At 66.1% G+C, this 11,767-nt stretch carries 10 protein-coding genes and 2 tRNA genes; 5 read left to right on the plus strand and 7 right to left on the minus strand.

What is annotated here, in order from left to right; translation table 11 throughout:
• The first annotated feature begins 212 nt into the window (after window positions 1–212).
• Window positions 213–1,016, plus strand: coding sequence for a mycolate reductase (gene cmrA / locus VFA16_RS21590; protein WP_324969796.1), 804 nt, complete (start codon window positions 213–215; stop codon window positions 1,014–1,016).
• A 4-nt stretch (window positions 1,017–1,020) separates the two neighbouring features.
• Here the strand turns inward: cmrA and VFA16_RS21595 are convergent, their stop codons facing one another.
• Window positions 1,021–2,601, minus strand: a complete 1,581-nt coding sequence (locus VFA16_RS21595) for a helicase HerA-like domain-containing protein (RefSeq protein WP_324969797.1) — start codon at window positions 2,599–2,601, stop codon at window positions 1,021–1,023.
• Window positions 2,602–2,712: 111 nt separating this feature from the next.
• On the opposite strand from VFA16_RS21595, the gene orn reads away from it, so the two are divergent.
• Together orn and VFA16_RS21605 are read left to right on the plus strand one after the other, a co-directional pair.
• On the plus strand, window positions 2,713–3,360 hold the full coding sequence (orn, locus tag VFA16_RS21600; RefSeq protein ID WP_324969805.1) for an oligoribonuclease: 648 nt from the start codon (window positions 2,713–2,715) through the stop codon (window positions 3,358–3,360).
• Window positions 3,361–3,409: 49 nt separating this feature from the next.
• Window positions 3,410–3,485: transfer RNA gene (locus tag VFA16_RS21605), tRNA-His, on the plus strand.
• A gap of 190 nt (window positions 3,486–3,675) precedes the next feature.
• Here the strand turns inward: VFA16_RS21605 and VFA16_RS21610 are convergent.
• Complete coding sequence (locus VFA16_RS21610) at window positions 3,676–4,146, minus strand: hypothetical protein (protein ID WP_324969798.1); 471 nt, start codon at window positions 4,144–4,146, stop codon at window positions 3,676–3,678.
• 143 nt (window positions 4,147–4,289) lie between these two features.
• The gene (locus VFA16_RS21615) at window positions 4,290–5,579 is read right to left on the minus strand and encodes a L,D-transpeptidase (protein WP_414687781.1); all 1,290 of its coding nucleotides are present in this window, start codon (window positions 5,577–5,579) and stop codon (window positions 4,290–4,292) included.
• A gap of 93 nt (window positions 5,580–5,672) precedes the next feature.
• Between VFA16_RS21615 and VFA16_RS21620 the strand changes: the two genes are divergently transcribed.
• Window positions 5,673–5,748: transfer RNA gene (locus VFA16_RS21620), tRNA-Lys, on the plus strand.
• 23 nt (window positions 5,749–5,771) lie between these two features.
• Here VFA16_RS21620 and VFA16_RS21625 read toward each other — a convergent pair.
• Window positions 5,772–5,999, minus strand: a complete 228-nt coding sequence (locus tag VFA16_RS21625; RefSeq protein WP_324969800.1) for a DUF3618 domain-containing protein — start codon at window positions 5,997–5,999, stop codon at window positions 5,772–5,774.
• 119 nt (window positions 6,000–6,118) lie between these two features.
• Between VFA16_RS21625 and bcp the strand changes: the two genes are divergently transcribed.
• Window positions 6,119–6,592, plus strand: coding sequence for a thioredoxin-dependent thiol peroxidase (gene bcp, locus VFA16_RS21630; protein WP_324969801.1), 474 nt, complete (start codon window positions 6,119–6,121; stop codon window positions 6,590–6,592).
• Between the two features lie 57 nt (window positions 6,593–6,649).
• On the opposite strand, the gene VFA16_RS21635 is transcribed toward bcp, so the two are convergent.
• The 3 genes from VFA16_RS21635 to VFA16_RS21645 all read right to left on the minus strand — a co-directional run.
• Window positions 6,650–7,987 carry a dipeptidase gene (locus VFA16_RS21635; RefSeq protein WP_324969802.1) on the minus strand — a complete coding sequence of 446 codons (1,338 nt, stop codon included), beginning with the start codon at window positions 7,985–7,987 and terminating at the stop codon, window positions 6,650–6,652.
• Window positions 7,988–8,097: 110 nt separating this feature from the next.
• Window positions 8,098–8,490, minus strand: coding sequence for a holo-ACP synthase (locus VFA16_RS21640; RefSeq protein WP_324969803.1), 393 nt, complete (start codon window positions 8,488–8,490; stop codon window positions 8,098–8,100).
• Between the two features lie 75 nt (window positions 8,491–8,565).
• Window positions 8,566–11,767 (minus strand): beta-ketoacyl synthase N-terminal-like domain-containing protein (locus tag VFA16_RS21645; RefSeq protein WP_324969804.1); only part of this gene is annotated, 3,202 nt, incomplete at its 5' end.

The following is an 11,767-nucleotide window of genomic DNA, read 5'->3' on the forward strand; positions in this document are numbered from 1 at the left end:
TCCCACAGTGCCCACGCCAGTACCCGCGATCGCTCGGCTGTGCGCGGCGCCGGCGCCGGGCTGCTCATGCTCGGACTTTAGCTTCCTGAGTCGCCGACCCGCCGCGCCCGGCTTCACCGCTCGCGATCGGCTCCGAGCTATTGGGTCGCCGTCCCGCCGCGCCCGGCTTCGCCGCTCGCGATCGGGCGGGGTGAGTTGTCTACGCTTGCCGCATGCCTGTACCCGTTCCCAGCCCCGACGCACGCGCCGTTGTCACCGGAGCCTCGCAAAACATCGGCGAAGCGCTGGCCACTGAGCTGGCCGCGCGGGGACACAACCTGATCGTCACGGCGCGCCGCGAGGACATCCTCAACAGCCTGGCGGCCCGTCTGACGGACAAGTATGGGGTCACGGTCGACGTTCGGCCGGCTGATCTGACCGACCCTGCAGACCGGACCAAGCTGTGCGACGAGCTGGCTAGCCGCACCATCTCGATCCTGTGCGCCAACGCGGGCACTGCGACGTTCGGCCCGGTCGCGACGCTCGATCCCGCTGGGGAAAAGGCGCAAGTACAGCTCAATGTCCTTGGGGTGCACGACCTTACCCTGGCGGTATTAGGTGGCATGGTCGAGCGCCGGGCTGGCGGCATCCTGATTTCTGGTTCCGCCGCAGGAAATTCGCCGATTCCGTACAACGCCACTTATGCGGCCAGCAAGGCGTTCGTCAACACATTCAGCGAGTCGTTGCGCGGCGAACTGCGCGGCTCCGGGGTGCACGTCACCCTGCTGGCGCCGGGCCCGGTGCGCACCGACCTCCCGGATCCGGCTGAAGCGTCGCTGGTCGACAGGTTGGTACCGGATTTCCTGTGGATCTCGACCGAGCACACCGCCCGTGTTTCACTGGATGCCTTGGCGCGCAATAAGATGCGCGTCGTTCCGGGGGTGACGTCCAAGGCCATGTCGGTGGCCAGCCAGTACGCCCCGCGCGCGATCGTCGCGCCGATCGTCGGCAGTTTCTACAAGAAGCTGGGCGGATAACCCGTTACCGGCGCCGGCGGCCGGTCCCCATCATGCCGCGGGTGATTTCGCGGCCCATAGCAGTGCCCGCCGAGCGTGCGAAGCTTTTGGCCGCCGGGCTTGAGAAGAGGTTTTTCCACCACCGCAGAAAGCGCTTCCACCTGCTGAGCCGCTCGGGCTCAGATGCGGGTGCCGGCTTGCGCTTGCCCTCCGGCGGCGCAGGCTCGATTTGCGGCCGTTTGGCATTCAGCAACTCGTAGGCCGACTCTCGGTCGATCGTCTGCCCGTATTCGGCTTGCAGCGGGCTGGCCTTGGCCGCCTCCTTGATTGCGTCGGTCCCGATCGCAGCCATCAACGACCGCGGCACCCGCATCCGTGTCCACGCCACCGGGGTGGGCGCCCCCTTCTCCGAAAGGACCGTCACGATCGCCTCGCCGATACCCAGCGACGTCAGCGCCGATTCCAGGTCATAGACATCGGTTTTCGGATAGGTACGAACGGTTTTGGTGAGCGCCTTCTGGTCGTCGGGAGTGAACGCCCGCAGCGCGTGCTGGATGCGCGCACCCAGCTGGGACAGCACGTCGTTCGGGATATCGGTGGGCAACTGGGTGCAGAAGAACACTCCCACGCCGCGCGAACGAATCAGCTTGACGGTTTGCTCCACCTGCTCGAGGAATGCCTTCGAGGCGCCGGTGAACAGCAGGTGGGCCTCGTCGAACACAAATACCAGCTTGGGTTTGTCGACGTCGCCGACCTCCGGCAAGAACGTGAACAGGTCGGCCAGTACCCACATGAGGAACGTCGAGAACATCACCGGCCGTGCGGCCTGGTCGCCGAGCTCGAGCAGCGAAATGATGCCGCGGCCCTGGTTGTCGACGCGCAGCAGATCTTCGGGTTTGAGCTCCGGTTCGCCGAAAAACGTGTCGGCGCCCTCTGATTCGAGATTGACCAATGCCCGCAGGATGACGCCCGCTGTCGATGCGGAGACCCCGCCGAGAGCTTTCAGCTCAGGTTTACCCTCGTCGCTGGTCAGGTGGCTGATGACTTCACGCAAATCCTTCAGGTCAAGCAGCGGGAGCTCTTTCTGGTCGGCCCAGTGGAAGATCAGCCCGAGGGTCGATTCCTGAGTAGCGTTGAGTCCCAGTACCTTTGACAGCAAGATGGGACCGAAGCTGGAGATGGTTGCGCGTACCGGGACACCGATGCCCGTCGACCCCAGCGACAGAAATTCCACCGGGAAAGCAGTGGGCGCCCAGTCGTCGCCGGTCTCCTTCGCGCGGGAGGTGATCTTGTCGTTGGGCTCCCCGGGCCGGGCCAGCCCCGAGAGGTCGCCCTTGACGTCGGCCATCAGCACCGGAACGCCCGCAGCGGACAACTGTTCGGCGATCAGCTGCAGGGTCTTGGTCTTACCCGTGCCAGTGGCTCCGGCCGCCAAGCCATGCCGGTTGACGGTGGCCAACGGTATGCGGACCTGGGCGCTGGGCTCGGCATTGCCGTCCACGACGACTGTGCCCAGCTCGAGGGCCCGTCCTTCGACGGCATAGCCCGACGCGATCTGTTGTGCGGGGTTCTTCGCCGACCCGCCCGACGTCGACTCAGAGCTCATGGCGCCAGTCCTCTCGCCTACTGATCCCGGCAGAGCATGACACTACTTGGTGTCCGGCCTCGCCGGGTCGGCTGCAGTGCCCCCGGCTACGGTGGGCTTACTGTGAGCGCTGTGCGAGACGAACTGGTGTGGATCGACTGCGAGATGACCGGCCTCGATCTGCGCTCGGACAAGCTGATCGAGATCGCGGCCTTGGTCACCGACGGCGAGCTGAACATTCTCGGCGACGGCATTGACGTGGTGATTCACGCCGACGACGCAGCATTGTCATCGATGATCGAGGTCGTCACCGACATGCACGCCCGCTCCGGCCTCATCGACGAGGTGCGGGCCTCCACGGTCGATGTGGCCACGGCCGAGACCATGGTGCTCGACTACATCCGCGAGCACGTCAAGCAGCCACGGACGGCGCCGTTGGCGGGCAATTCGATCGCCACCGACCGCGGGTTCATCGCCCGCGACATGCCTGCCCTGGACTCTTTTCTGCATTACCGGATGATCGACGTGAGCACGATCAAAGAGCTGTGCCGACGGTGGTATCCCCGCATTTATTACGGGCAGCCCACCAAGGGTCTGGCCCACCGCGCGCTTGCCGACATTCAGGAGTCGATCCGCGAACTGCGGTTCTATCGGCGTACCGCGTTCGTGCCCCCGCCTGGGCCTTCTACCAGCGACATCGCCGCGGTGGCCGCCGAACTTAGTGGTGTGACGGACGCGGCGAAGGTAATCGATTCGGCCGCCGAGCGCCCAAGCGGTTAATATCGACGTCGCCGCCCATCGGCCCGCGAGGACCGGGTCAGCGGCGATGGTGAGTGTAGTTCAGTTGGTAGAGCACCAGGTTGTGATCCTGGATGTCGCGGGTTCGAGTCCCGTCACTCACCCCACAGGTCAGAGGGCAGAAGTAACCTTCGGGCCCTACGTTATTGTTCGCCGCCGAGAACGCGGAGCCTTGCATTCCATGGAGGCCACGTCGGTTGCAATTCGACGGGCTGAAGTCGATCGCCTGATGGAGTCGGCGACTCCGTCGAGTCGGCTGCGGTTACTCCGGCCATAAGCACACTTCAGCACGTGCCCCTAATCCGACCGAAGAACCGGCTTGGCACTGGCTTCTACCTCAAGCTGAAGCCGAATCACTTGCGCCCGCGCCCAAGCGGCCACAGCTTTGGCTTCAGCGGCTTCTGCCTCGGCTTGCAATTCCAGTCGCCACCGTCTGCGCTGGGCCTGTGCCCTCGCTCGGTCGGCGCGCTGTTGGCGGTTATGCCGCCTTGCGGCTGAGGCGACCTGCGGCTGTTGCGCAGCCCCCCTCTTCTGGCGCGTGTAGATATCCGACACGACCAAAGCCACGCCGAACAACACCAGCAGCGGCACGAACACCAAAGGGTGCGCCGCCACTCCGGCTATGCCGACGATCGTGCCGGGCACCGCCACCGCCACCGCGGCCTCCGGATGTCGACCGCCTAGGCCGACGATCGCCGCCGGCACCGCCAATGCCACCGCGGTCTCCGGATGCCGATCCGGCCAACTCATAACCATGGCGGAGACCACATGATCGCCTCTCCTTCGCGGAGATATTGGCGCCTGAGCGTACTGCCACAGCCGCACAGAACTGAGCAGACACGCCAGAGGTGGGCGGCACGATTCAGTTTCGACGAAGTCTCGGAATCGGCGAGAGCTAGCCGGCTATCGCCCTAGCGAGCGGTACTGTCCGTCTTTGCGTTTCCGGCGCGCCACTGGTCCCACGGGATATTCCAGTCGCCGAGCCCTTCAGTACCTGACAGCGTCGGCCCAACCGTATTGATGACTTGCACGACGTCGCCGCGCTTGGTGTGGTCGTAGAACCAGATGGCGTTGCTGGGGCTGACGTTGATGCAACCGTGGCTGGTGTTGCTGTGGCCCTGGGCGCCCACCGACCACGGTGCGGAGTGCACGAAGACCCCGCTGTAGGAAATCTGCGTCGCCCAGTCGACGTCGGTGCGATACCCATTGGGCGAGTTGACCGGTACGCCATAGGTCGACGAGTCCATGATGATGTGCTTGTAGCGTTCGCCGACAAGGTAGGTGCCGTCGGCGGTCGGGGTGCTGTCCTTGCCCATCGAGATCGGCATGGTCTTGACGACTTCGCCGTTGATCCGCACGGTCAGCGTCTTGGTGGTGTCGTCGGCGGTGGCGATGACTTCGTCACCGATGGTGAAGTGGGTCTTGAGGTTGTCCTCACCAAACAGCCCGTCGCCCAAGTCGACGCCGTAGGTGTTGACCGCCACGTCGACAGAGGTGCCTGGCTTCCAGAATTCCTTTGGCCGCCAACGTACTTCGCGGTTATTCAGCCAGTAGAAAGCACCTTCGACGGGTGGGTTTGTCGTCACCTTGATGGCTTTCTCCGCCGCAGTGCGGTTGGCGATGTTCTCGTCGAACCGGATCGCGACCGGCTGGCCCACACCAACCACTTCGCCGTCCAGCGGCACGACGTAGGGCATCGTGGTGTTCTCGGGCGACTGGGTCTCGAAGGTCATCTGGCGGGTAGAAACGCCACCAAGTCCACGGGCCTTCGCGACGAGCGTGTAGCTCCTGTTGTAGCCGAGCGGCTCAGCCGTCGACCAACGCACCCGGTCCGGGCTGAGGTGACCATTCACCGACCTGCCGTTTTCGTTAACCATGGTGACCTCGGCCAACACCCCGCCCTCGGCGGTAACCGTCACCGGCGCGTCGACGGCGACGCCCACCGCGCCGTCGGTAACCGAAGCGGTCAACTTCGGGACCAGCAAGTCACTGAACGGGGTGCCCTTGTCGAAAATGACCTTCGTCGGCGCGCCGCCGCTGTTGCTGCCGCAGCCGCCCAGGCCCACCACCACAGCCGGGATCACCAGCGCGACCAGCCATGACCGGCGTAAACGCGCAGCAGTCACCGAACGACCTGCCACTACCGTGCTCCCCCATGCGACCCGATGGAATCTGTAGACTTCGCAGTAGTTTAAGGGCACGCGGCCCACGGCGCTGTGACGCTCCAGCGAATGTCCACGAGATTCGCTCCGCGGCGCAGCGCCTGTTATTGTCGCGTTCCTGGAGCAACCCAGGCGCCGTTAGCTCAGTTGGTAGAGCAGCTGACTCTTAATCAGCGGGTCGGGAGTTCGAGACTCTCACGGCGCACCAGCCACGTGAGCATCGGTTAGGTTTCAGCGGTTCCTGAACCTGCGCACCACCAACACCACGGTGAGCGCCCCGATGCTGACCAGGGAAACCGCCACCACAGGCTTTTTGACGAACGTGATCACCTGGACTTTGACGTCCTCCGCCAGCCGGCGGGGATTTGCTCGCGCGGCGAGCGAGTCGACGGTTGCGGCCAACTGTTCGCGGGCCTGATCGATCTCCTGCTTGATGGTGTCGGGATCCCGGTCCGCCACTTGTCCCCTCCATGTCTTGCCCGCATCCTGGGCACGCTTGCTGAAGTTGCCGTCTTGCCGCACTACCCTAGAGCAGCCGGCATCGCCCCCGGCGCTTCGGTGAACAGAAAGGGAGTTCGTTGGCCGACCCCGTGCGCCTCCAACCCGGCGACAAAGCGCCCGCTTTCCGACTGCCCGACGCCGACGGCAATACGGTGTCGCTCTCCGACTATCGGGGACGCCGCCTCGTGGTCTACTTCTACCCTGCGGCATCCACACCCGGCTGCACCAAAGAGGCCTGTGACTTCCGCGACAATCTGCACGACCTCAACGAGGCCGGCATCGACGTTGTGGGCATCTCCCCGGACCCGCCGGCGAAGCTGGTCAAATTCCGCGACGCCGAAGAGCTGACGTTCCCGCTGCTGTCCGATCCGGATCGCAAAGTTTTGACGGCGTGGGGCGCGTACGGGGCCAAGCAGATGTACGGCAAGACCGTGCAGGGCGTGATCCGCTCGACGTTCGTCGTCGACGAAAAGGGCAAGATCGCCGTCGCGCAGTACAACGTCAAGGCCACCGGCCATGTGGCCAAACTGAGGCGCGACCTCGGCGTGTAACCCCGACCGCCCAGTGTGCAGCTTGTAGGCGCGACTTGGCAGATTGTCGAGCAGAAGCTACACAGTCGGTGCGGTGAGCATGCCGAGCAGCAGCGCCTCGGTGGCTGCGGCTTTTTCCAGGACACCGAGGTGCACGCTCTCGTTGACGCTGTGCGCCTGGGTTGCCGGATCTTCCATGCCGGTGACGAGGATCTTGGCTTGCGGGTAGGCCGCGGCGAACTCGGCGATGAACGGGATCGAGCCACCTATCCCGACATCGACCGGCTCCGTGCCCCACGCCTGCCGGAAGGCCGCCCGCGCGGCGCCATAGATTGGGCCGCTTGCATCGATGACATAGGGCTGGCTGACATCGCCCGGCGTGACCGTCACGTGCGCGCCCCACGGGGCATGCTGCTCTAGGTGGACCCGCAACGCATCCAGGTGCGCGGCGGCGTCACCGCCGGGGGCAACGCGCATGCTGACCTTGGCCCGCGCCCGTGGGATCAACGTGTTCGACGACGCCGCAATGGATGTGGTGTCGATGCCGATCACGGTAATCGCCGGCTTCGCCCATAACCGTTGCGGCACCGAGCCAGAGCCTATTTCGCTCACTCCGTCCAGCAGACCAGTCTCCGCTCGGACCCGCGCGGGCGGATAATCGACTGCGGCAGCAGTGCTTTCGTGCAAGCCAGCGACCGCCACGTTGCCGTCGTCGTCGTGCAGGCTGGCCAGCAGCCGCACCAGCACGCTGAGCGCATCGGGAACCACCCCACCCCACAGCCCGGAATGCAGCCCATGGTCGAGGGTGGCAACCTCGACGACGCAGTCGGCGAGACCGCGCAGCGACACCGTCAGCGCCGGAATATCTGTGGTCCAGTTGTTGGAGTCAGCGAGCACGATCACGTCGGCGGCCAGCAGGTCGCGGTGGGCAGCCAGCAGGCGGCGCAGTGACGGTGATCCCGATTCTTCCTCGCCTTCGACGAACACTGTTACCCCGACCGGCGGTCGACTGTCGTGCGCCCGAAACGCCGCCAAATGCGTTGCAATACCGGCCTTGTCGTCGGCGCTGCCGCGCCCGTAGAGCCGGCCCTCGCGCTCGGTCGGCTCGAAAGGCGGCGAATCCCATTGGGCGTGATCACCTTCGGGCTGCACGTCGTGATGGGCGTACAGCAGAACCGTGGGCGCACCGGGCGGCGCTGGATACCGCGCGATGACCGCCGGGGCACCACCCTCGCTGACGATCCGCACCTCGGGAAAACCGGCTCGCGACAAGAGATCCGCGACCGCCTGCGCGCTGCGGTCTACCTCGGCCCGCCGGGCCGGATCCGCCCAGACTGACTCGAAGCGGATCAGGTTTCCCAAGTCGCGGCGCACCGAGGGCAGTACGTCGCGCACGCGTTCGACAAGATCGCTCATAGCCTCGAGGCTAGTCCCGGGCCGCCACCGCCCCTGCGCTGCCACAGCGCGAGCGGGCACAGAATGCCAGCAATCCGCGGCGTGTCGCGGACAGACACGCCCGCTCGCGCTCAGGGGGTCTCGAGGATGGCCACAGCGGCGGCGGTGTCGCCTTCATGTGTCAACGACACGTGGATGGTTACGTCGGCCAAGTGCTTGGCGATCGCCCCGGTCAACCGCACCCGCGGCCGGCCCCACATGTCGGTGACCACCTCGATATCGCGGTGGATGCCTTCCGGCAGCACCGGCCGCTGGGCGAACCGCGACCCCGACCACGCCTTGATCACCGCCTCCTTCGCCGCCCAGCGCGCCGCCAGGTGCCGCGCCGCCGACGAGCTCTTGTCGGAGGCGTCGCGGCGCTCACCGGGAGTGAAGGTCTCGGCGAACACCGTGCCCGGCTGGTCGACCTGTTCGGCGAAATCAGGGATGGAAACCACGTCGATCCCCACTCCGACGATGGTCACGGGCGCCGCTCCTCCTCATCGCTTCGCTCTGCATCGTCGCCGACGCGGGTCACGGGCGCCCGCGCTAACGGATGCTCATGGGCGGTAGACGTCGCCGTCGCCGAGTCGGGCGGCCACATTTAGCAACATTGCCGCCTCCTGCGGCTTCTCCGGCCCATGGTGGTCGAAGCGGCGGTCGCCGGGCCGCTCGTAGAGCGGCGGGCCGCCGGCTATCGCGGAAGCGAGCCTGCGCTGACCGGCCAGCAGACGAGCATCCGCGCGCCGCTGGTAGTCCTCGCGCTGCTCGGGACTCAGCGCCGCAAGGAATGCCTGCGGGTGCACCAGCGCAAGCAGACCGGAGACGTGGCCGAAGCCCAGGCTGGTGATCAGCCCGGCCTTGAGCGGGAACTTGGCACCAAGCCGCAAGGTGTCGCGCACCCACACGAAATGCTGTGATCCCGCCAGCTCGTCGTCGACGCAATCCAGGCTGCGGTTGGGCGGAATCACCCCGTCGCGCAGCATCTGGCACATCCCCATCATCTGGAAGACCGCCGCGCCGCCCTTGGCGTGCCCGGTCAGGCTCTTCTGCGACACGATGAACAGTGGAGCGCCGGGTGACCGGCCCAGCGAATCAGCAAGCCGCTCATGCAATTCCGTTTCGTTGGGGTCGTTGGCCAGCGTTGAGGTGTCGTGCTTGGAGATCACCGCGATGTCGTCAGCGCCGACACCCAGCCGGGCCAGCGACCGGGCCAGCGGTGATTCCTTGCCGCCGCGGCCCGCGCCCAGCGCGCCCAATCCCGGCGCGGGGATCGAGGTGTGCACGCCGTCGCCGAACGACTGCGCGAAAGCGACCACGGCCAGCACCGGCAGCCCCATCTTGAGAGCCAGATCACCGCGCGCCAGCAGAACGGTGCCGCCGCCCTGCGCTTCGACGAAGCCCAGCCTGCGCCGGTCATTGGGCCGCGAGAACTTCGAGTCGCTGATGCCCTTGGCCCGCATCATCTCGGTGTCGGCGGTGGCCGCCATGTCACCGAACCCAATGATGCCCTCCAGCGTCAGGTCGTCGATGCCACCTGCCACCACAAGTTCGGCCTTGCCGAGCCGGATCTTGTCGACACCCTCCTCGACGGACACCGCCGCGGTCGCGCATGCGGCGACCGGGTGAATCATCGCGCCGTAGCTGCCGATGTAGGACTGAACCACATGCGCCGCAACGATATTCGGCAGAACTTCCTGAAAGATGTCGTTGGGCTTGTTCCGGCCGAGCAGGTTGCCGTGGTACATCGTCTGCATCGAGGTGCCGCCACCCATGCCGGTGCCCATCGTGTTAGCTACCAGCGTCGGGTGCACATAGCGCATCACCTCGGCGGGACTGAACCCGGCCGACAGGAACGCATCGACGGTCGCCACGATGTTCCACACCGCCAGCCGGTCGATCGAGCTGGCCAGGTCTTGCGGGATCCCCCAGACGGTCGGGTCGAACCCAGTGGGAATCTGGCCACCGACGGTACGGGACAGCTTGTTCTTACGCGGAACTCGGATTTCGGTGCCGGCCTTGCGGGTGACCTCCCAGTCTGTGCTGTCGGGCACCGGCCGGATCAGCGTGTGCTCGGGGTCGAATTGCACGAAGGCACGTGCCTCGGCTTCGCTGGACACGACGAACGTAAAGTCCTTGTCCAGGAACACGCTCACCAAAAGCGGTGAGGCGTGGTCGGGGTCGATGGACCCGTCGTCGACCCACTCGCGGATCCCCACCCGCTCCACCACGGTGTCGTGGTAGCGCTCGACGAGCTCGGATTCGTCGACAAGCTCGCCGGATTCGGTGTCGTACCAACCCGGTTGGGGGTCGTCGTGCCAGCGGATCAGCCCGGTCGTCCAGGCCAGTTCCAGCACGCCAGCGGCCGAGAGTTCATTCTCGACTTCCATTTCGAAGCGGGTGCGCGACGAACCGTACGGACCGAGTTCGGCGCCGCCGACAATGACCACCAGATCGGCCGGGTCGACGTCGAGGTCGTCCCACTGCGGAGGCGGCGCCGGCGTGTAACCGCGCGGCGGCGACGGCAGCGCCGCGATGGTGCCCGGCGGCGCCTCCGCGGGAGCCGCTTCAGCCGTGGCCTGTTCGCGGGCCTTGGCAGCGAGCTCCGCCATGTCGAGCTCGACATCGCCGAGCCCGCCGGTCAAATCGACCTTGAGGGGCGCGTACGCGGCAGCGGCCTTGGATTCCACGTCGCAGAGCCCCAGCAGCATGCCGGCCATCTCGTCGGTGGAATATGTTGTGACACCGGCTTCTTCTACGGCGCTGACAATCGCATCGTTGTGGCCCATCAGCCCGGTGCCGCGGGTCCAGCCGATCAGCGCGTGCGCCAGGCTGACGCGCTGCGCCCACGACGACTCGGCGTGCCAGCGGGCCACCACCGCGTCCAGCGCGGACTTGGCTTCGCCGTAGGCGCCGTCGCCGCCGAACATGCCGCGGTTGGGTGAGCCCGGCAGCACCACGTGCAGCCGCGACGCGATGTCGCGCTCGGCGCCGATCTTCGACAGCCCGCCGACGAGCCGCTGAACGGCCCACAGCAGCACTTTCATCTCCATCTCAGCGCGCGACCCGGCCTCGGAGAGGTCGCCGGCCACGCGGGGGGCCGCGAACGGGAACAACAACGTCGGGGTTTGCGCGTCCTTGATGTGAATAGATTGCGGCCCAAGGCTTTCAGTCTGTTCGTTGCCCACCCACTCGACCAGCGCGTCGATGTCGGAGTACGACGCCATGTTGGCCGGCACCACCCATAGCGCCGCGTCGTACCGGGCGTGGTCGCGATACAGGGTGCGGAAGAAGGCCAGCTTGTCGTCGTCGAGCTTCGATGTTGTCGCGATGACGGTGGCGCCGCCGTCGAGCAGCCGCGCCACCACCGAGGCGGCGATCGATCCCTTTGATGCGCCGGTCACTACCGCGACTTCGTCGCTGTAGCGGCCGTTGTCCGGATTCTCTGCGCCAGCGGCGATTCGGGCATATAGCGACGCGTGGATAGTGCGGCCGGCGGCCAGCGCCTTGCCCTGCCACCAAGTGGCCTGGGTCGCCACCACATGACCGGTGCCCTCGAAGCGTTCGGCGAGCTGCGCCCAGTCGGCGTTGATCTGGTCGTCGTCAGCCAGCCACAGCTTCACGAGGTCTTCGCGTGCGCTGGCCCAGCGGTCGTCGAAGACTACGGCTTTCTTGGCGTCGAACACCGGTGCCACCAGCCGCGGCCAATCGGCACCGAGTTCGGCGGTCACCAGGTCGACCAGTTCGGCGTCGGTTGCGGCC

Origin of the sequence: Mycobacterium sp. (assembly GCF_035653355.1) — a bacterium.
Lineage (GTDB): Bacteria > Actinomycetota > Actinomycetes > Mycobacteriales > Mycobacteriaceae > Mycobacterium.